The organism is Rhodococcus sp. Q1, assembly GCF_004153645.1.
Taxonomy (GTDB): Bacteria; Actinomycetota; Actinomycetes; order Mycobacteriales; family Mycobacteriaceae; genus Rhodococcus; species Rhodococcus gordoniae.
Genome location: NZ_SDMJ01000016.1, coordinates 12,874 through 36,420 on the forward strand (window position 1 = coordinate 12,874; position 23,547 = coordinate 36,420).

Here is a 23,547-nt window from a genome sequence, read left to right on the forward strand (position 1 = left end):
GGGAGGTGAACAGTGGTGGAACCGCAATGGATCCCGAGCGACGTCGACGTCGAGGAGGCGAACGTCACCGGGTTCACCCGGTTCGTGGAGGGCAGACACGGGCTCGACCTGCCCGGCTACCGGGCGTTGTGGCAGTGGTCCGTCGACGAGCCCGGCGCATTCTGGCAGGCCGTGTGGGACGCCTTCGACGTCGTCTCCCACACCGACCCCGGCCCTGCTCTCGCGGACGCCTCCATGCCCGGCGCCATGTGGTTCCCGGGAGCGCGACTGAACTTCGCCGAGTACGTCTTCCGTGAGCGTCCGCCCGACGAGGCCGCCGTCGTCCACCTCGACGAGGAGGGACACCGCCGCGAGGTCTGCTGGTCCGAACTCGAACGCCGGACGGCCGCGCTCGCCGCGACGCTCCGCGCGCACGGGGTGGGGGAGGGTGATCGTGTCGTCGGTTACCTGCCCAACATCCCCGAAGCGATCGTCGCCCTGCTCGCCACGGCGAGTATCGGTGCGGTCTGGGCCGGATGCGGACAGGACTACGCCGCACCCGCGGCGATCGACCGTCTGGGCCGGCTCGAACCACGAGCACTCGTCACGGCGACCGGTTACCGGTATGCAGGTCGCCGGTACGACCGCGTCGACGAGGTGGACGTACTCCGCGCCGCGATGCCCGGCCTCGCCCTGACGGTCGTCGTGTCGGAGGGTGAGACATCGTTCGACACGTCCGGGTTCGACACGTCCGGGCAGACCGGGACCGTTCTGGACTGGCGGGACGCCGTCTCCGGCGACGCCGCTCTCGAACCCCTGCCCGTTCCCTTCGACCATCCGTTGTGGGTGGTCTTCTCCTCCGGCACCACCGGCCCACCGAAAGGCTTGGTGCACGGCCACGGTGGTGTGCTGCTCGAGCACCTGAAGGCGTTGTCGCTGCACCTCGATCTCCGACCCGGCGACCGCTTCTTCTGGTACACCGGCCCGAGTTGGATGATGTGGAACTTCCTGCTGTCGGGGCTGCTCGTGGGGTGCACCGTCGTCACCTACGACGGCGCCCCGTCCCACCCCGAGGTCGACCGCCTGTGGCGGATCGCCGCCGACGAACACGTCACGGTGCTGGGGACGAGCCCCGGCTACGTGCTGGCGTGTATCAAGGCCGGTGTCGTCCCGCAGGCGGACCACGATCTGTCGGCCCTCCGCGCGGTCGGGGTCACCGGGGCGACGCTGCCCGCCTCGTCGTCGGCGTGGCTGTCGGACAACGCCGGCGAGCACGTGCAGGTGATGTCGATCTCCGGCGGGACCGACGTCGTGACGGCCTTCGTCGGCGCCGTCCCCACGGTGCCCGTGTGGCCGGGGGAGATCTCGGTGCCCTGCCTCGGTGTGGCCGTCGACGCGTTCGACGAAGGGGGCCGGCCGGTGCGCGGAGAGGTCGGAGAACTCGTGGTGACCGTCCCCATGCCGTCCATGCCCGTGCGGTTCTGGAACGACCCGGACGGCAGTCGCTACCGCGACGCCTACTTCTCCGTCTATCCGGGCGTGTGGCGCCACGGCGACTGGATCACGATCACCGAGCGCGGAACCTTCGAGATGCACGGCAGGTCCGACTCCACCCTCAACCGCCACGGTGTGCGGATGGGCAGTGCCGATATCTACCAGGCCGTGGAGAACCTGCCCGAGGTCGTCGAGTCGCTCGTCCTCGGCATCGAACAACCCGACGGCACGTACCGCATGCCGCTGTTCGTCGTCCTTGCCGACGGCGCCGCACTCACCGAAGATCTGAAGGAACGTATCCGCACGGCCGTGCGCGAACACGCCTCCCCGCGGCACGTACCGGACGAGATCGTCGCCGCACCCGGCGTACCGCACACCCGCACCGGAAAGAAACTCGAGGTGCCGCTCAAACGAATCCTGCAGGGAGCCGATCCCGGCCGCGTCGTCGACCGCACCGCGATCGACGAACCCGACCTGCTCGACTGGTACCGCGACCAGGCGTGATCCAGGGCACACCATGAGTGTCGCCTAACTGGACAGTCCCCGTCCCGAATGGTCGGATTGCGCCCATGGACATCGCTATCAAGATCTTCCTGATCCTGCACTTCATCGGTCTCGCCGGCATCATCGGCTCGTGGCTCGCGGTCATCAAGGATCCGCGTGTCGTCGCGGGCATGCTGCACGGCGCCATCCTGCAGGTCGTCTCGGGTCTGGCGCTGGTCGGACTGAACGAAGCGAACGACGCGGACCTCGACCACATGAAGATCGGCATCAAGCTGCTGGTCGCCCTCGCCATCCTCGTCGTCGCGATCGTCGGCATGAAGAAGGAGAAGCAGAACCCCGGCTCGACCGCGACCCTCGCCCACGTCGCCGGTGGTCTGGGCATTCTCAATGTGATCATCGCCGTGGCGTGGACGTGATCGTCCGCACTCGGGTGACAGCCGGTCGGCGCCGGGTGGGCACCCTGTAGATTGGTCCCGGTGCGTATGTCATGGGCTCCGGTGATGACCGGCGGGTAACCTGCTTCGGGCGCCTCGGCCGAAAGGCCGGGGATTCGTTGCTGCGTCCGGTCCTGCGGAGAGTCCTACCGCCCGGCCGCGCCGTAACGATTCCCACCTGGTCAGCAGATAAACCGAGAAGGTTGTGCGCTGCGCAAGCTGCCGCCGATGGGGGTTGCGCGACGGTGAGAGAGAGGTTGGGGATTGGACTCGCTGGGTAGCGGCGGATCGGAAGCGGCGAACGCGCAGGGCATCGTGCCGCCCGGGGCCTTTCCGCTCTCGCCGGCACAGCTGGGCATGTGGTTCGCTCAGCACGTCGATCCGACGGTGCCCGCCAACATCGCTCAGTACGTCGAACTCGACGGGGACGTCGACCGCGACCTGCTGCGTGCCGCGAGTGTCCGCGCCGCCCACGAGATGGGATCGGGTTTCCTCCGGTTCATCGAGGTCGACGCCCAGCCCTACCAGCTCGTCGACCCCACTCTCGAAGAGTCCGTCGGGTACGAGGATCTTCGGGGCGAGCCCGATCCCCGCCAGGCCGCGCTCGACTGGATGCGCAACGATCGCAGCCGTCCCGTCGACGTCCTCCGCGACCGGCTGATCTCCGCGACGGTGCTGCGCATCGGTGACCGTCGTTACTTCTGGTACAACCGCGTTCATCATCTCGCGCTCGACGGTTTCGCCGCCGCGACGTTCATGACCCGCATCGCCGAGCTCTACACGGCCGCGGTCGACGGTGTCGAACCGCCCCCGAGTCTCGCGTCCGATCTGCGCAAGGTCTACGAGATCGAGATGGAGTACCGCGGGTCGAAGCGGTTCGCCGACGACCGCGAGTACTGGGCACGACAGATCGAGGGCATCGAGGAGGCCACGAGCCTCGCCGGCCGCACCGCGGCGCCCGCCCCGGTCAGCCGCATCGACAGCGCCGCGCTGTCCGACGACACCGAACGGCGCGTCGCCGAACTGGCCGAGCGGGAGAACACGAGCCTGGCCACCGCGGTCATCGCGGCGTTCGCGGCCTACGTCGCCCAGATGACCGGACAGACCGACGTCGTCCTGAGCCTGCCTGTCGCGGCGCGCACCACCGCGCTGCTGCGCCGCTCCGGCAGCATGGTCTCGAACGTCGTGCCGCTCCGCCTGAGCGTGACCGACGAGACCACCGTGCACGATCTGATCGTGGCGTCGGGAGCCGCCGTCTCGGGTGCCCTGCGGCACCAGCGCTACCGGCACGAGGACATCGTCCGCGACCGCGACGCGACCTCCGCGGGTGGAGCACAATCCACCTTCTTCGGTCCGTGGGTCAACATCATGCTGTTCGACAACGAGGTCCGCCTCGGCGACATGGTCGGGCGGATCAACATCCTGTCGACCGGTCTGATCGAGGACCTCGGCGTCAACATCTACACCAGCGGCGACAGCACCCATATCGACTTCGAGTCGAACCCGAACCTCTACGGACCCGACCGGTCCGCCGCCGATCACGGACGGTTCGTCGAGTTCTTCGACCGGTTCGTCGGCTCGGCTTCGGATCGGCCCGTCTGGGACATCCCGCTCGCCGGCCGCACCGAACTCGAACACGTCGTCCGCGACTGGAACCGCACCGATCACCCTGTGCAGCGCCGCGACCTGCTCGCGGAGTTCCACGAGCGGGTCGCCGTCGCTCCCGACGCGACCGCACTGGTCTTCGAGGGCGAGTCGCTCACCTACGCCGAGTTCGCGGCACGGGTGAACAGCCTCGCCCGCGCCCTGGTCGACCTCGGTGTCGGACCCGAATCGCTCGTCGGACTGTGTGTCCGCCGCTCGTTCGACCTCGTCGTCGGCATGTACGCGATCGTCGAGGCGGGTGGCGCCTGGGTGCCGATCGACCCCGACCACCCGGCCGATCGCACCGCCTACATCCTCGAGACCGCCCACCCCGCGGCGGTGCTCACCACGGCACGCGACGACGTGACGCTGCCCGAGGGCATCCCCACGATCGAGGTCGACACCTTCGACCACTCGCGGTTCGACGCGACGCCGCTCACCGACGCCGAACGGCGCGGCCCGATCCTGCCGGACACGACCGCCTACGTCATCTTCACTTCGGGCTCGACGGGACGGCCGAAGGGCGTGGCGGTGAGCCACGTCGCGATCGACAACCAGATCCAGTGGATGAACGACCAGTACGGCCTGACGTCCTCCGATGTGTACCTGCAGAAGACCGCGACGACCTTCGACGTGTCGCTGTGGGGTTTCTTCATGCCCCTGCGCGTCGGCGCGACCCTCGTGGTCGCGACGCCCGACGGGCACCGCGACCCGGTCTACGTGGCGGACAAGATCGCCGAGCACGGGGTCACGATCACCGACTTCGTGCCGTCGATGCTCACCGTCTTCGTCGCCAATGCGCCTGCCGGAACATGTGATTCGTTGCGGCACGTCTTCGTCATCGGTGAGGCGCTACCGTCCGGGACCGCCGCGGACTTCGCGCGGATGTGCCCGGCCGGGCTCCACAACCTGTACGGCCCCACCGAAGCCGCGGTGTCCATCACCTACCATCGGGCCGCCCCCGGCGACGTGCACAGCGTCCCGATCGGCATTCCGCAGTGGAACAGCCGCGCGTACGTCCTCGACCGGCGGTTGCGCCCGGTGCCGGTGGGGCGTCCCGGCGAGCTGTACCTCGCCGGTATCCAGCTCGCGCGTGGTTATCTCGATCGTCCCGACCTGACCTCGGATCGTTTTCTCGCCGACCCGTTCGGCGGGCCGGGCGAGCGCATGTACCGCACCGGCGACCTGGTGCGGTGGGAGACCACGGACGACGGTGCGGGTCTGCTCGAGTACATCGGGCGCACCGACTTCCAGGTCAAGTTCCGCGGCCAGCGCATCGAGCTCGGCGAGATCGAAACGGTGCTCCTCACGCATCCCGCCGTCTCGCAGGCCGTCGTGCTCGTGGTGGCGACTCCCACCGGCGATCAGCTCGTCGGGTACGTCGTGGCCGCCCCCGGCCGCACGATCGACACCTCCGATCTCGCCGACCACGCCGGCCGTTCCCTGCCGTCGTACATGGTCCCGGCGTCGCTCATGGTGCTCGACGCACTGCCGCTCAACACGAGCGGCAAGCTCGACCGGAAGGCGCTGCCGGAGCCGGTCTTCAGCAGTACCCGCATCTTCCGTGAGCCGCGCACGCCTGCCGAACGTGCCGTCGCCGAAGCGTTCGGGGAGGTCCTCGGCATCGACCGTGTGGGTCTCGACGACGACTTCTTCGAACTCGGCGGCAACTCCCTCGTGGCCACCCAGGTGGTCTCCCGGATCGGGGCCGCGCTCGACACCCAGGTGCCCGTGCGTGTGCTGTTCGAGGCGTCCACCGTCGTGGGTCTCGCGACGCGGCTCGCCAAGCAGATCGGTACCGGCGCGCGATCGCCGCTCGTCGCCCGCCCCCGACCCGACGTACTCCCGTTGTCGACTGCGCAGCAACGGATCTGGTTCCTCAACCGCTTCGACGTCAGCACCGCCGCCTACAACCTTCCGTTCACGGTGCAGCTCACCGGCGCCGTCGATCCCGGTGCGGTGTCCGACGCCTTCGCCGACGTGGTGGCGCGACACGAGACGTTGCGGACCGTCTACCCCGAGAGGGACGGCGAACCGCAGCAGGTGATCCTTCCGGTCGAGCAGGTCGTCGTCCCGCTCGAGCCGATCGACGTCGACGAGCAGGATCTGCGCGACGCCGTCGTCGATCTCGCGAGTCGCGGTTTCGACGTCGTCCGCGACGTCCCCTTCCGGGTCGCGCTCTACCGGCTCGCCCCCGACCGCTACGTCCTGGCGATGGTGCTGCACCACATCGCCGCCGACGGCTCCTCGTTCGGCCCGTTCGCCCGCGACGTCGTCACGGCATACAGCGCCCGCGTCGAGGGGGACAAGCCGAACTGGACGCCGCTTCCCGTCCAGTACGCCGACTATGCGGTCTGGCAACGCGAGGCCCTCGGTGACGAAGCCGACCCGAATTCCGTTGCCGCGCAGCAACTCGACTACTGGGTGAACGAACTCGACGGTCTGCCCGACCAGCTCGATCTGCCCGCCGATCGGAGCCGGCCCGCCGTCTCGTCCTACAGTGGCGACAAGCACCGCTTCGAGATCGATGCCGAGACCCACCGCGGTCTCGTCGACCTCGCCCGTAAACAACAGGCATCGCTGTTCATGGTCGTCCACGCGGCCTACGCGGCGCTGCTGTCCCGGCTCAGCGGGTCCGACGACATCGCCATCGGTACCGCGGTCGCGGGTCGCGGGGAGAAGGACCTCGACGACCTGATCGGCATGTTCGTCAACACCCTCGTCCTGCGCACCCGGATCGATCCCGGCGTGTCGTTCGAGGAGTATCTCGGCAGTGTCCGGGAAACCGACCTGACAGCCTTCTCGAACGCCGACGTCCCCTTCGAGCGACTCGTCGAGGTACTCAATCCGCCCCGGTCCACCGCGCGCCATCCGCTGTTCCAGGCCGCGCTGTCCCTCGAACCCGGAACCGCACGCGACATCTCGTTCGCGGGGGTGCACGCCGTCGGTGCCGAACTCGACGTGCCGATCTCGAAGTTCGACATCCAGCTCTGGGTCACCGAGAAGGCCGGCGACGACGGCGAACCCGCCGGTCTCGACGCGCTGTTCGAATATGCCACCGATCTGTTCGATGCCGAGACGGTCGCCGTCTTCGCCGAACGCTTCGCCCGGATCCTCGCCGGGATCGTCGCCGACCCGTCGACCTGCGTGGGCGACCTCGCGATCCTCTCGCCCGGAGAAGCCGATCGCCTCCTCACCGCGAAGGGGCCCGAGCCGGCCGAAGCCCGCACCCTCGTGGAGTTGCTGACCACCGGCGCCGTCGACCATCCCGATCGTGTCGCCGTCCGCGACCGCGACACCGTCCTGACCTACCGCGAACTCGACACCTGGTCGAACCGCATCGCCCGGAACCTCGTCGCGCGCGGTGCTCGTCCCGACGGCATCGTCGCCCTCGCCTTCCCGCGGTCGTGGGAGATGGTCCTCGCCGTGTGGTCGGTCGCCAAGACCGGCGCCGGCTACACACCCGTCGACCCCGAATACCCGGCCGAACGTGTCACCCACATGCTCGACGACTCGTCGGCCGTCTTCGGTCTGACGACCGGGGAATATGCCACCGGTCTGCCTTCGGGCACCGAGTGGATCCGGCTCGACGACCCCGAGTTCGTCGCGTCCTGCGCGTCCTACCCGGACGGTCCGCTCACCGACGCCGATCGCGCGGCGCCGCTGCGGCTCGACCACACCGCGTACGTCATCTACACCTCCGGCTCCACGGGCAGGCCCAAGGGCGTCGCGGTCACCCACCGCGGTCTCGCCGGCCTCGTCTGCGAGAGCGTCGAACTGTACGGCGTGACAGAGGAATCGAAACTCCTGCACGTCTGCTCTCCGAGCTTCGATCCGTCGGTCCTCGACTGGACGCTGGCCGGGTCCACCGGCGCCGAACTCGTCGTGACACCGCCGACGATCTACGGCGGCGCCGAACTGCGCGCGCTCATCGAACGCACCGGGGTCACCCACGCGGTCATCACCCCGGCGGTACTCGGTTCCGTCGACCCGAGCGGGCTCGACACCCTGCGTCTCGTGAACGTCGGTGGTGACGTGTCCACCGCCGACCTCGTGTCCCGCTGGGCGCCCGGCCGCCGGTTCTACAATGCCTACGGTCCGACGGAGACCACGATCGTCTCGACGCGAGGCCTCCTCGAGCCGTCCGGACCGATCACCATCGGCCGTCCCGTCGCCGGGGTGCACGCCCTGGTCCTCGACAGCCGGCTCCGTCCCGTCCCCGCCGGTGTCGCGGGAGAGCTGTATCTCGCAGGCGACGTGCTCGCCCGGGGTTATCACCGCCGTCCGTCGCTCACCGCCGACCGGTTCGTGGCGAACCCGTTCGGTTCGGCCGGAACGCGTATGTACCGGACCGGCGACGTCGTTCGCTGGGACGAGCAGGGACGCATCGAGTTCGCGGGTCGCTCCGACTTCCAGGTCAAGGTCCGCGGTTACCGCATCGAACTCGGTGAGATCGACGCGGCGCTGCTGACCCACCCCCTCGTCGACTTCGCGACCACCGTCGGGCACGAGATGCCGTCGGGCCAGACGGCGCTCGTCGCGTACGTGCACGGAGATCAGCAGATCGATCCTGCCGTGCTGGCCGATCACGTCGGCCGGTCGCTGCCCTCGTACATGGTGCCCTCGCAGATCATCGTGCTCGACGAGGTGCCGCTCAACCCCGTCGGCAAGCTCGATCGCCGTGCCCTGCCCGAACCCGAGCTCGGCATCAGCTACCGCGAGTTCCGCGCCCCGACGACTCCCATCGAGGAGACGGTCGCGAACGTCTTCGCCGAAGTTCTCGGCGTACAGGGAGTCGGTCTCGACGACGACTTCTTCGAACTCGGCGGCAACTCGCTGCTCGCCACGCAGGTGGTCTCCCGGCTCGGTGTCGCGCTCGACGCACAGGTGCCGGTACGGGCGCTGTTCGAATCCAGCTCGGTGGCGGCGCTGGCGGTGCGCGTCGAGCAGGAGGCGGGTCGTGGCGCGCGCGTCGCGCTGACGAAACTGCCGCGGCCCGCACGGGTTCCGCTGTCGCTGGCGCAGCAGCGGATGTGGTTCCTCAACCGTTTCGATCCGCGCTCGGCCACCTACAATCTCCCGATGGCGCTGCGTCTGACCGGCGAACTGGACGTCGCGGCACTACAGGTGTCGATCATGGACGTCATCGACCGGCACGAGTCGCTGCGCACCGTCTTCCCCGACTCGCCGGACGGACCGCATCAGGTCGTCCGTGCCGCAGCGGAGGTCGTGCCCGACCTGACCCCCACCCGGATCACCCCCGGGGAGCTGCCCGCGGCGGTGCGTCGCCTGGTCTTCACCGGACTGGACGTGACGTCGGACGTGCCCATCCGCGCAGAGCTGTTCGAACTCGGCGACGAGGAACACGTGCTCGCGCTCGTCGTGCACCACATCTCGGCGGACGGCTGGTCCACCGGTCCGATGGCGCGCGACATCATGGTCGCCTACACGGCGCGCACCGATTGGGAGGAGCCGTCGTGGGCGCCGCTCCCGGTGCAGTACGCCGACTACACGCTGTGGCAGCGGCAGGTACTCGGATCCGAGGACGATCCGCAGTCGCTGATCTCCCGTCAGCTCGACTACTGGCGTCGCACCCTCGCCGGCGTCCCCGATCAGCTCGATCTGCCCGCCGACCGCCCGCGGCCGGCCATGCAGTCCTATTCCGGTGCCACCGTGGACTTCTCGATCGACCCGGAGCTGCACCGCGAGCTCGTGGCGCTGGCGCGCACCCGCAACGCGTCGCTGTTCATGGTGGTGCACGCCGCCCTGAGCGTGCTGCTCGCGCGGATGTCCGGCCAGGACGACATCGCGATCGGCACACCCGTCGCCGGTCGCGGTGAGCAGGCGCTCGACGACCTCATCGGCATGTTCGTCAACACCCTCGTGCTGCGCACGGAGGTCGATTCGGGTACGCCGTTCACCTCGCATCTGGCGCGGGCACGCGACGCGGCGCTCGGTGCCTTCGGCCACGCCGATGTGCCCTTCGAACGACTCGTCGAGGTGCTCAACCCGGCCCGGTCCACCGCCCGGCATCCCCTCTTCCAGGTCATGCTCTCGTTCGAGAACCTGCGGGCCGCGCACGTCGAACTGCGCGGACTCACCCTCGACGTGCTCGACATCGACACGGCGGTCGCCAAGTTCGACCTGCAGCTGACCCTCACCGAGGACTTCGCGGAGGACGGCACGCCCGACGGTCTCGGAGCGGCGTTCACCTACGCGACCGATCTCTTCGATCGTGCGACGGTGCGCGGCTTCGCAGATCGCTTCGTCCGCGTCCTCGAGGCCGTGGTGCGTGAGCCGGAGGTCGCCGTCGGGGATATCGACCTGCTCGGCGGCGACGAGCGTCACGCGGTCCTCGAGTTGTGGAACGACACCGCGCACGCACTGGAACCGGCCACTCTCGTCGATCTGTTCGACACCCGGGTGGCGACGGATCCGGACGCCGTGGCCGTGGCCTTCGAGGGCGAACAACTCACCTACGCGGAATTCGCTGCGCGCGCGAACCGACTTGCCCGCCACCTGATCTCGCAGGGGGTCGGCCCGGAGTCGACCGTCGGACTCGCGGTGCGCCGCTCCCTCGACCTCCTCGTCGGCATGTATGCGATCGTCGAGGCCGGCGGTGCCTACCTTCCGCTCGATCCCGATCAGCCCGCCGAACGCAACGCGTACATCCTCGCGACGGCGGCGCCCGTGGCGGTGCTGACCACCACCCGCGACGCGTTCGAGGCGAACGCTGCGGTGCCCACGATCGAGATCGACACGCTCGAGCTGTCGGGCCTGCCGTCCGGCCCGGTCACCGACGCCGAGCGCACCGCCGCGCTCACCCCCGCGAACACCGCGTACGTCATCTTCACGTCCGGCTCGACGGGACGGCCCAAGGGCGTGGCGGTTCCGCACGGTGCGATCGTCAACCGCCTGCTGTGGATGCAGGACGAGTACGGAATCACCCACGACGACGTGGTGCTGCAGAAGACGCCGTTCACCTTCGACGTGTCGGTGTGGGAGTTCTTCTGGCCCCTGCAGATCGGTGCACGGCTCGAGATCGCGCTGCCCGAGGGGCATCGGGATCCGGCCTATCTCGCGCGGGTGATGGCGGAACGCGGCGTCACGGTCGCGCACTTCGTGCCGTCCATGCTCGCGGTCTTCGTCGCCGAGAACGCCGCCGCGTCGGCGTCGTCGCTGCGGATGGTCTTCGCGTCGGGCGAGGCGCTGTCCGCATCGGTCGCCGCACGTCTGCGGACGATCCTGCCGGGCGCTCGCCTGCACAACCTGTACGGCCCGACCGAAGCGGCCGTCGATGTGACCTACCACGAGGTCACCGCGGCCGACACCGTGTCGGTGCCCATCGGTGTCCCGGTCTGGAACACCGGTGTCCACGTCCTCGACGGCCGGTTGCACCCGGTGCCGGTCGGTGTCGCGGGTGAGCTCTACCTGTCGGGTGTCCAGCTGGCACGGGGCTACGTGGCGCGGCCGGACCTGACTGCGGAGCGCTTCGTCGCCTCGCCGTTCGAGGCGGGGGAGAGGCTCTATCGCACGGGCGATCTCGTGCGATGGGCCGCCCGGGAGGTCTCCGACGCAGGCGCAGCACGTGCCGAACTCGAATACATCGGCCGGACCGACTTCCAGATCAAGCTGCGCGGTCTGCGCATCGAACTCGGCGAGATCGAGACGGCTCTGCTCGCGCTCGACGACGTCGACCGGGCCGTCGTGCTGGTGCGCTCGGACGCCCACTCCGGTGAGCATCTCGTCGCCTACCTCGTCGCCGCCGACGGGCGGTCGCTCGACACCGCCTCCGTCTCGCGCCGTCTCACCGGCTCGCTGCCGGCCTACATGGTGCCGGCGGTCTACGTCGTGCTCGACGAGTTCCCGCTCGGATCGTCGGGCAAGCTCGATCGCAAGGCCCTGCCGGCTCCGGTCTTCGAGGTCAAGGAGTTCCGCGCACCGACGACCCCGGTCGAACAGATCGTCGCGTCGGTCTTCGCCGATGTCCTCGGACTCGACCGCGTCGGTCTCGACGACGACTTCTTCGCGCTCGGTGGCAACTCGCTGATCGCGACGCAGGCCGTCTCCCGCATCGGCGAAGCCCTCGGCGTCCGGACGGCGCTGCGTGCGATCTTCGAGTCGTCCACCGTCGAAGGTCTCGCCGCGGCCGTGGAGGCAGCGTCGTCCGGCATCGACCGGATCCCGCTCGTCGCCGGTCCGCGACCCGCACGGGTGCCGCTGTCGCTCGCCCAGCAGCGCATGTGGTTCCTCAACCGCTTCGACCCCGAATCGGCGGTGAACAACATCCCCGTCGCCGTGCATCTGTCGGGCAAGCTGGACGTCGAGGCCCTCGAAGCCGCGCTCCACGACGTGATCTCGCGTCACGAGTCGCTACGCACCGTCTACCCCGACATCGACGGCTACGGATACCAGAAGGTGCTCGCCCCGGCCGATGTCACGATCCGACTCGAAGCGCGGTCGATCGACCCGGAGAATCTTCCTGCCGAACTCCGACAGCTCGCCGCGACCCCGTTCGACCTTGCTCGCGACGTCCCTCTGATCGTCCGGCTCTTCGAGTCGGCTCCGGGCGAGCACGTGCTCGTAGCCGTGCTGCACCACATCGCGGCGGACGGGTTCTCGATGGGACCGCTCACGCGCGACATCATGATCGCCTACGCCGCTCGGTCCACCGGGGAGGCGCCCGGCTGGGAACCGCTCGACATCCAGTACGCCGACTACACCCTCTGGCAGCGCGATGTCCTCGGCTCCGAGGAAGACCCGGATTCCCTGGTAGCGCAGCAGATCGCTTACTGGATCGAAACGCTGGAGGATCTGCCGGACAGCCTGGACCTCCCGGTCGACCGCCCTCGGCCCGCCGTCGCCTCCTACCGTGGAGCGACGTCGCGATTCACCATCAGCGCAGAGCTGCGGGCCGCGATCGGACGCCTCGCGAAGGAACATCGGACGACGGACTTCATGGTCGTGCACGCGGTGCTCGCAGCGCTCCTCGCACGCATGAGCGCGTCGGACGACATCGCGATCGGCACCCCGATCGCCGGCCGCGGTGAACGTGTCCTCGACGAGCTCGTCGGCATGTTCGTCAACACGCTCGTGCTGCGTACACAGGTCGACGTCTCGGCTCCGTTCGAGGAACTTCTCGGCCACGTACGCGACGTGGACCTGGGGGCGTTCGCACACGCGGATGTTCCGTTCGAGAGGCTCGTCGACGTCCTGGCTCCCGTGCGCACCCAGGCGCACAATCCGCTGTTCCAGGTGATGCTCGCCTTCCAGAACATCGGCCCGGTCTCGTTCGAGCTGCCGGAACTGTCGGTTTCGAATCTGGCGTTCGACAGCGACCTGTCGAAGTTCGATCTCGCCGTCACCGTCCTCGACGAGGACAGCGCCGGGACGGACGGTGGTTACGTCGTCGAATTGTCCTATGCCACGGACTTGTTCGACGCGGACACCGTTTCCGATTTCGGTGCGCGATTCGTCCGGATGCTCGAAGAGGTCGTCGCCGATGCGTCGACTGCAGTCGGTGATCTCGAGATCCTCTCGGACGGAGAGGCGCAGCACTTGCTCTCCGTCCGTGGACGGGCGGTCGCGCGGACGGCGACGCTCGTGGAACTGCTCACCTCCGCGGTATCCGACCATCCCGATCGCATTGCCGTCCGGGCGGGCGACACCGTCCTGACCTACCGGGACCTCGACGAACGGTCCAACCGGATCGCACGGTATCTGATCGGACGCGGTGCCGGTCCCGACGAGCTCGTTGCACTCGCCTTCCCTCGTTCGTGGGAAATGGTGCTGGGGGTGTGGTCGGTCGCGAAGACGGGTGCGGCCTATGTGCCGATCGACCCGGAATACCCGATCGAACGCGTCGCCCACATGCTCGACGACTCGGGAGCCCTGCTCGGGCTGACCGCGACGGCGCACGCGGCGAAGCTGCCCTCCCGGACCGAATGGGTTCGGCTCGACGACGATGCGTTCGTCGCCGACTACTCCGCCCGGTCGGCGGCCCCGATCACGGATGCCGACCGCACGGCGTCGCTGCGAGTCGACCATCTCGCGTACGTCATCTACACCTCGGGTTCGACGGGTCGCCCGAAGGGCGTCGGGGTCACCCACCGCGGCCTGGCCGGTCTGGTCCGGGAAACCGTCGAACTGTACGGGGTGACCGCCCGGTCCCGGATCCTGCACATCTGTTCGCCGAGTTTCGATCCCTCCGTGCTGGACTGGACGATGGCGGGTTCGACGGGCGCCGAACTCGTCATCACGCCGCCGTCGATCTACGGTGGTGCCGAACTGCGGGCACTCATCGCGCAGACGAAGGTCACGCACGCCGTGATCACCCCGGCGGTACTCGGTTCGGTGGATCCCGGCGACCTGGACTCGCTGCACACCCTCAACGTCGGTGGCGACGCGTCCACTCCGGACCTCGTAGCGCGCTGGGCTCCCGGCCGGCGATTCTTCAACGCCTACGGGCCGACCGAGACCACGATCGTTTCGACTCGCGAACAGCTCGAGGCCGACGGGCCGATCACGATCGGCGCACCCACCGCGGGTGTGCACGCTCTCGTTCTCGACGGCCGGATGCGACCGGTTCCCACAGGGGTACCCGGCGAGCTCTATCTGGCGGGTGACGTACTCGCCCGGGGATACCATCATCGTCCCGGTCTCACCGCAGGGCGGTTCGTCGCGGCCCTGTTCGGCGTGCCGGGCGCTCGGATGTACCGCACCGGCGACATCGTGCGCTGGGACGCCGAGCGTCGTCTGGTGTTCGTGGGCCGCTCGGACTTCCAGGTCAAGATCCGCGGATACCGGATCGAACTCGGTGAGATCGACGCCGTGCTCCTGACACACCCGCTCGTCGTGTTCGCCAGCACCGTCGGCCACGAGATGCCCTCGGGGCAAACGGCTCTCGTCGCATACGTGCAGGGCGGTGCGGGGCTCGTCCCTGCCGAACTCTCCGAGCACGTCGCACGCTCGCTGCCCTCGTACATGGTCCCCTCGCAGATCATCGTGCTCGACGAGGTGCCGTTGACGCCCGTGGGCAAACTCGACCGCAGCGCGCTACCCGAACCGGAGTTCGGCCTCCGTTACCGCGAATTCCGTGCACCCACCACCCCGGTCGAAGAATCCGTCGCGCGAGTGTTCGCCGATGTGCTGGGCGTACAGGATGTCGGGCTCGACGACGACTTCTTCGAGCTCGGAGGGAACTCGCTCCTCGCGACCCAGGTCGTCTCCCGCCTCGGTGCGATCCTGGACACGCAAGTGCCGGTACGTGCACTCTTCGATGCCGGCACCGTTGCCGCACTCGCGGTGCGCGTCGAACGGGAGGCCGGCCGAGGTGAACGCGTCCCGCTCGCCAGGACGATGCGCCCCGAACGTATTCCGTTGTCGCCGGCGCAGCAGCGCATGTGGTTTCTCAACCGGTTCGATCCCGAATCCGGCGCGAACAACATCCCGGTAGGGGTGCGTCTGACCGGTGACCTCGACGTGAAGGCACTGCGTACCGCGCTGCGCGACGTCGTCGAACGACACGAGTCGCTGCGCACCGTCTATCCCGACGTCGACGGCGCAGGACACCAGTCGATCCTGCCGCCCTACACAGTGGAGTTGCCCGTCGAGCGTGTCGACGAGAGCGCCCTGTTCGATCGGGCCGAACAGCTCACCTCGGAGGGTTTCGACGTCACGCGCGAGGTGCCGCTGCGGGTCGTGCTGTTCACTCTCGGTGCCCGCGAACATGTGCTGTTCCTCGTGGTGCACCACATCGCAGCCGACGGTTTCTCCCTGCGACCGCTCGCGCGCGACATCATGCTCGCGTACGCCAACCGCTCGCGTGGGGAAGCTCCCGCGTGGGCGCCGCTGGAAGTGCAGTACGCCGACTATGCCCTCTGGCAGCGCGAGGTCCTCGGTTCGGACAGTGATCCGGACTCGGTCTTCTCCCGGCAGACGAAGTACTGGACCGATCGGCTGGCGGACCTGCCCGACCAGCTCGATCTGCCGTCCGATCGTGCTCGCCCGGAGGTGGCGTCCAACGCCGGCCGGACGAGCCGGTTCCGGATCGAGCCACAGCTGCACGCTTCGTTGGAAGAGCTGGCCAGGCAACGGAACACGACGCTGTTCATGGTCGTGCATGCGGCACTCGCAGTGTTGCTGGCCCGGGTGTCCGGCTCGGAGGACATCGCCATCGGCACCCCGATCGCCGGTCGCGGCGAGCGTGCACTGGACGACCTCGTGGGCATGTTCGTCAACACGCTCGTGCTCCGCGTCGACGTGCGGAACGATCGCCCCTTCCACGACCTGCTCGGGCAGGTGCGGGAGACCGATCTCGACGCCTTCGCGCACGCCGACGTCCCCTTCGAGCGGCTCGTCGAGATCCTCGATCCTCAGCGGTCACAGGCCCGTCACCCGCTGTTCCAGGTGGCGCTCACGTTCCAGAACACCGGTGAGGTCGAGTTCGCTCTCGACGGCGTCACCGCCCGGGCCCTCCACTACGACGCGGATACCGCCAAGTTCGACCTGCAGTTCACGTTTGCGGAGAGGAAGGGTGAGGACGATGCGGACGCGGGTATGGAGTTCGCCGTCACCTACGCGACGGACCTGTTCGACGACCTGAGGGTCGCGGCGTTCGCGGAGCAGTTGCTCCGGATTCTGCGTGCGGTCGTGGAGGACCCTTCGGCCGTGGTCGGGGACATCGAGATCCTCGACGATTTCGAGCGGGAACTGGTCGTCTCGCGCTGGAACTCGCTGGGCGACGACGTCGCGCCGGCCGGGGCGACGCTCGTGGACATGTTCGAGGCGCGCGTCGCCGAGCGCGGCGACGCGGTCGCGGTGCGGTTCGGAAACGAGCAGTTGTCCTACCGCGAACTCGGTGCGCGGGTGCACCGCCTGGCACGTCATCTCATCGACGTCGGGGCAGGCCCCGAGGATCTCGTCGCGGTCGCGATGCCGCGCTCGCTCGATCTGATCGTCGCGCTGCTCGCAGTGCTCGAAGCCGGTGCCGGATACCTGCCGATCGATCCGAACTCGCCGGCCGACCGGATCGAGTTCCTGGTCTCGGACGCGACGCCGGTGGCGGTGGTGACCACCTCGGATGCCGAGGTGCCGTTCCCGGACTCGGTGCCGATCGTCGAGATCGACCGTCTGGATCTGTCGGACGTCGACGACGCACCGATCCTCGACGCGGAGCGCCGTGCCCCGCTGACATCGACGAACCTGGCGTACGTGATCTACACGTCGGGATCGACCGGGCGCCCGAAGGGTGTGCTGATCCCGCATCGCACTGTGGTGCGGCTGATGGTCAACACCGAATCGGTGTACGGCTTCGACTCGTCGGACGTGTGGACGATGTTCCACAGCTACGCCTTCGACTTCTCGGTATGGGAGCTGTGGGGGCCGTTGCTCTACGGCGGAACCCTCGTGGTCGTCGACTACTTCACGTCGCGTTCGCCGGAAGCCTTCCGCGAGTTGCTGATCCGCGAACGCGTCACCGTGCTCAACCAGACGCCGTCGGCCTTCTACCAGCTGGTCGAGGCCGACCGGGTCGCGGTCGACGAGGCGCAGTTGTCGTTGCGGTACGTGATCTTCGGTGGTGAGGCGCTCGAGCCGCGCCGTCTCGCCGGGTGGTTCGAGCGCCATGGAGAGGCGGGACGAGCGCAGCAACGGGGGATCGGCACAGCCCCGCGCCTGGTGAACATGTACGGCATCACGGAGACGACCGTGCATGTGTCGTACCGGGAGATCGGTGCCGATCTGGCGCAGGGTGCGTCCGCGAGCGTGGTCGGTGTTCCGATCGCAGGTCTGCGGGTGTATGTGCTGGATCGTCGCCTGAAGCCGGTACCGGTGGGTGTGGCCGGCGAGATGTACGTCGGCGGTGGCCAGTTGGCGCGTGGTTACCTGCGTCGCCCCGAGCTGTCTGCGGCACGTTTCGTCGCCGATCCGTTCTCGTCCGACGGTGCGCTGCTGTACCGGACGGGCGACGTCGCCCGCTGGGTCGTCTCGGGCGATCTCGAATATCTCGGCCGCGCCGACGACCAGGTGAAGATCCGCGGTTTCCGCATCGAACTCGGCGAGGTCGAGGCTGCGGTGCTCGCGCAGGACGACGTCGCGCACGCCGCGGTGATCGTGCGCGAGGACACCCCGGGAGCGGTCCGGATCGTCGCCTATGTGGTTGCGCGCGAGGGCATGTCGATCGACACCGAAGCGCTGCGCAGCAGTGTCGCCGTGGTCCTGCCGGAGTACATGGTGCCCTCGGCGTTCGTGGTGATCGAGGCGATCCCGCTGACGGTCAACGGCAAGCTCGACCGCCGGGCGCTGCCCGAGCCGGTGTTCGAGACACGTGGTTTCCGCGCGCCGAGCACTCCGCTCGAGGAGATCGTGGCAGGCGTGTTCGCCGATGTGCTCGGTGTCGACCGTATCGGCGCCGACGATGACTTCTTCGCGCTCGGCGGCAACTCTCTGATCGCGACGCAGGTCGTTTCCCGGCTCGGTGCCGCGCTCGACGCGCAGGTGCCGGTGCGGGCGTTGTTCGAGGCGTCCACCGTCGCGGAACTCGCCACCCGGGTCGAACACGAATCCGGTCGCGGTGGGCGAGTGCCGCTGGCGGCCCGGACCCGGCCGGAGTCGATCCCGCTGTCTCCCGCACAGCAGCGGATGTGGTTCCTCAACCGGTTCGATCCCGACTCGACGGCCTACAACATCCCGTTCGCGTTGCGGATGAAGGGCGTACTGGACGTCGACGCGTTGCGTGCCGCGGTCGCCGACCTCGTCGCACGGCACGAGTCGCTGCGCACCGTCTATCCCGAGACGGACTCCGGCCCGATCCAGCGCATCCTGCCGGCCTCTCGGATCCGGCCCGGGCTCGAACCGGTCGACGTCGCCGTCGCCGATCTCGAGGCACGCATGCGGGAGATCGCTGCGGCAGGCTTCGACGTCACCGTCGATGTGCCGGTGCGGATGCATCTGCTCCGTGTGGCCGACGACGATCACGTCCTCGTCACCGTGGTCCACCACATCAGCGCCGACGGTTCGTCGATGGTGCCGCTGGTCCGCGACGTCATGACGGCCTACGCCGCCCGCTCCGCCGAGACCGAACCGGCGTGGGCGCCGCTCGAGGTGCAGTACGCCGACTTCGCGCTGTGGCAGCGGGAGGTTCTCGGCTCCGAGGACGATCCGGATTCGACCGCCGCCGAGCAGCTCGGCTACTGGCGCACCGCGCTCGCCGACCTGCCCGACCAGCTCGACCTGCCGCTCGACCGTCCGCGGCCCGCGCAGCAGAGCTTCCGCGGCGACCGCGTGGAGTTCACCCTCGGCGCGGATCTGCACCGCGAGCTGCGCGATCTGGCACGCAACCGGAACGCGACCGTGTTCATGGCCGTGCACGCCGCCTTCGCGGCACTGCTCGCGCGCCTGTCCGGCTCGACGGACATCGCGGTGGGCACCCCCATCGCGGGTCGCACCGAGCAGGCCACCGAGGACCTCATCGGCATGTTCGTCAACACGCTGGTGCTCCGGCTGCAGGTGGACGGCGACGCGTCCTTCGACGAACTGCTCTCGGCGGCACGGGAAACCGATCTGCAGGCCTTCGCACACGCGGACGTGCCGTTCGAGCGTCTCGTCGAGATCCTGAATCCGGCCCGGTCGACGGCTCGGCATCCGCTGTTCCAGGTCGGCTTCTCGTTCCAGAACCAGAGCCGATCCGAACTCGCCCTGCCCGGCCTCGACATCGAACCGGTCGACCTCGAGGGCGGCACCGCCCAGTTCGACATGCACCTGATCGTCGCCGACCGTTACGGCGACGACGGCGCGCCGCAGGGCATCGACGCGATCCTCACGTACGCGACGGATCTGTTCGACCGCGAGACGGCGGAGACCGTCGCGGCCCGTTTCGAGCAGTTGCTCGCAGCGCTCGTCGAGATGCCGTCGCTGCCCGTGGGCGACCACGCCGTGCTGCTGCCGGAGGAACGCGGCACCGTGCTGGGGGAGTGGAACGACACTGCTCACGGGACCGACACGCGAGCGACTCTCGTCGACCTGTTCGACGAGCAGGTCGCCGCGCACCGCGATGCCGTCGCGCTCGTGTACGAGGGCCGGCGGTGGACCTACGGCGAGTTCGATTCGGCGGTCAACCGTCTCGCCCGGCATCTGCTGGGTCTCGGTGTGGGACCGGAGGATCGGGTCGCGTTGGCGATTCGCCGTTCGCCCGAGCTGCTCGTGGGCATGTACGCGATCGCGAAGACCGGTGCGGCCTACGTGCCGGTCGACCCGGACCAGCCCGCCGAGCGCAACACCTACATCCTCGACACGGCCGCACCCGTCGCGATCGTCACGACGAGCGGCGACCGTGTGGAGCACGGCATCGCGCCGGTCGTCGAACTCGACCGCCTCGACCTCGTCGGGGTCGCGGACGGACCGATCGTCGACACCGACCGGTCCGCTCCACTGCGGCCGGGCAACACGGCGTACGTGATCTTCACGTCGGGTTCGACCGGCCGCCCCAAGGGTGTCGCGGTCTCGCACGCCGCGATCGTCAACCAGCTGCTGTGGAAGCGTGAGCATTTCGGCCTCGGGTCCGACGACGCGGTGCTGCTCAAGACCGTCGCGACGTTCGACCTGTCGGTGTGGGAGTTCTGGTCGGCGCTCACCAGCGGTGCTCGCCTGGTGATCGCCACCGCCGACGGACACCGCGATCCCGACCACCTGCTCGCACTGCTGCGCGACGAGCAGGTGACCACGCTGCACACCGTTCCGTCGATGCTGTCGATGCTGATGACGGTCGCAGCCGGTCCGGTGGCGCCGTCGCTGCGCCGGATCCTCGCGATCGGTGAGGCCCTGCCCGCGGCGGTGGCCCAGCAGTTCCGTGCCGACAACACCGCGAGGTTGTACAACCTCTACGGACCGACCGAGGCCGCGGTCTCGGTCACCGTCCACGAGGTCGACGACGCCGACCGGATCGTCGTCCCGATCGGTGTGCCCGAGTGGAACACCGCCGTCTACGTCCTCGACGACCGGCTGCGGCCGGTACCCCCGGGCGTCGCCGGCGAGCTGTACCTTGCGGGTGCCCAGCTCGCGCGGGGCTACCACGACCGTCCCGACCTCACCGCCGACCGGTTCGTCGCCGACCCGTCCGGGAGCGGACGCATGTATCGCACCGGCGACATCGTCCGGTGGAACCGTGCCGGTCGCCTCGAATATCTCGATCGGGCCGACTTCCAGGTCAAGGTGCGCGGTTACCGCATCGAACTCGGCGAGGTCGAGACCGTCCTGCGCGAGCTGCCGGACGTGAAGGACGTCGCCGTCCTGGTGCGCAGCACCGCTCACCTCGGCGACCGTCTCGTCGCGTACGTCGTGCCGGCCGCAGAGGCGTTCGACGCCGATGCGACACGGACGGCGCTGGCGGAGCGGCTGCCGTCGTACATGGTGCCGTCGGCCTTCGTCGAACTCGACGTGTTGCCGCTGAACACCAACGGCAAGCTCGACCGGCGTGCCCTGCCCGATCCCGAACTCGACGCGGGGGCGTTCCGCGCCCCGACCGATCCCGTCGAGGAGATCGTGGCTGCGACCGTCGCCGAACTGCTCGGTGTCGAACGGGCCGGTCTCGACGACGACTTCTTCGAACTCGGCGGCAACTCGCTGCTCGCGACGCAGCTCGCCGCCCGGCTCGGTGCCGCACTCGACACCCGCGTGCCGGTCCGGACCGTCTTCGAGTCGTCGACGGTGGTCGCGCTCGCCGCCCGCATCCGGCCGTCGGTGGGCGAGGGTGCCCGTCCGGCACTCACGACCGTCCCGCGTCCCGAGCAGGTGCCGCTGTCGCTCGCGCAGCAGCGCATGTGGACCCTGAACCGGGTCGATCCCGAATCGGGTGTCTACAACATCCCCGTCGCCGTGCGCCTGACCGGTGCGCTCGACGTGGACGCCCTGCGTGCAGCGGTCGCCGACCTGTTCGCACGACATGAGGTGCTGCGCACCGTCTACCCGGACCGCGGTGACGGTCCGGTGCAGATCGTGCTGCCGGTCGCGCAGGCCGTGCCCGAACTCGCCCCGGTGGACGTGACCGCCGACGAGCTCGTCGACCGTCTCACCGAGATCCTCGGCAGCGGATTCGACGTGACGGCATCGGTCCCGCCGGTGCGGGTCGCGCTGTTGCGTCTCGCCGCGGACGAACACGTCCTCGCGGTCGTCGCGCACCACATCAGCGCCGACGGGTATTCGATGCGTCCGCTCGTGCGCGACGTGATGACCGCCTATCTCGCGCACGCCGCGGGGGAGACCCCGGGATGGGAACCGCTCGAGGTGCAGTACGCCGACTACACGCTGTGGCAGCAGAGCGTTCTCGGCTCCGAGGACGATCCGGAGAGCGAGCTGTCGCGCCAGCTCGACTACTGGGCCGGCGAACTCTCCGGTGTGCCGGAGGTACTCGCCCTGCCCACGGATCGCCCGCGACCCGCCCGCCAGTCCACGGTGGGGGAGTCGTTCACCTTCACGATCGGTGAGGAACTCGCGCAGCGGATCGAGAAGACCGCCCGTGAGCACAACGCGACGGTCTTCATGGCGATGCACGCCACCTTCGCGGTGCTGCTCGCCCGCCTGTCCGGCAGCGAGGACATCGCGGTGGGAACACCGACCGCCGGTCGTGGTGAGGAGGCGCTCGACGACCTCGTCGGCATGTTCGTCAACACCCTCGTGCTCCGTACCCGGGTGGCCGGTTCGGCGACCTTCGCGGAGCTGCTCGCGCAGGCCAAGGAGAAGGACCTCGCGGCGTTCGGCAACGCCGACGTGCCGTTCGAGCGGGTCGTCGAACGGCTCGGTGTGCGCCGCAACAGCGCGTACACCCCTCTGTTCCAGGCGATGCTCACCTTCCAGAACATCGACACGGGCACCTTCGCCCTGCCGGGACTCGAGGTGACCGCGCTCGAGACGGGCGCCGATCAGGCGAAGTTCGACCTGCAGTGCACGGTGGTCGAACGGTTCTCCGAGTCGGGAGCGCTGACCGCGCTCGAGGTGACCTTCACCTACGCCACGGCGCTGTTCGACGCCGCGACGGTCGAGACCTTCGGCGATCGCTTCGTCCGGATCCTCGAGACCGTCAGCGCCGACCCGCAGGTCGTTCTCCGTTCGATCGACATCCGCACGGATGCGGAGCGGGCGCGGGCGGTCCGGCCGAAGAAGGCGCGTACCGTCGCAGATCTGCCTGCACTCGTGGCCGCGGCGGCCGCCGTGGCCCCGGGCACGGTCGCCTTCCGGCACGGCGAGCGCGAGGTCACACTCGGTGAGTTCGCCCAGCGTCTGGACACCATGGCCACCACGACGGGCGGCGCGCTCACCGCCGAAGCGCTCGTGTCCGTGGTCCTGAACGGCCTCGTACCGGGGATGCTGCCCGAACTCGGCGCCGACGGTCTCGCACAGCTGGTGCGCGACGTGATCGCCGTCGCGGAAGGCGTCGACGCCGGCCCGGCAGACGGCGTGGACGCCGCCCCGGCGGGCGACGCGGATTAGTCCTGTGTCG

General features: G+C 69.0%; 3 protein-coding genes. All 3 read left to right on the forward strand.

The annotated features are described in order from the left end of the window. The first annotated feature begins 15 nt into the window (after window positions 1-15). The 3 genes from EQ874_RS22700 to EQ874_RS22710 all read left to right on the forward strand — a co-directional run bounded on the left by EQ874_RS22700 (window position 16) and on the right by EQ874_RS22710 (window position 23,537). Complete coding sequence (locus EQ874_RS22700; RefSeq protein ID WP_129978267.1) at window positions 16-1,977, forward strand: acetoacetate--CoA ligase; 1,962 nt, start codon at window positions 16-18, stop codon at window positions 1,975-1,977. A gap of 65 nt (window positions 1,978-2,042) precedes the next feature. After that, window positions 2,043-2,393, forward strand: coding sequence for a hypothetical protein (locus EQ874_RS22705; protein WP_064062529.1), 351 nt, complete (start codon window positions 2,043-2,045; stop codon window positions 2,391-2,393). A 282-nt stretch (window positions 2,394-2,675) separates the two neighbouring features. After that, entirely contained in the window at window positions 2,676-23,537 is a 20,862-nt protein-coding gene (locus EQ874_RS22710; protein ID WP_129978268.1) for a non-ribosomal peptide synthase/polyketide synthase, read from the forward strand. The last annotated feature ends 10 nt before the right edge of the window (window positions 23,538-23,547 follow it).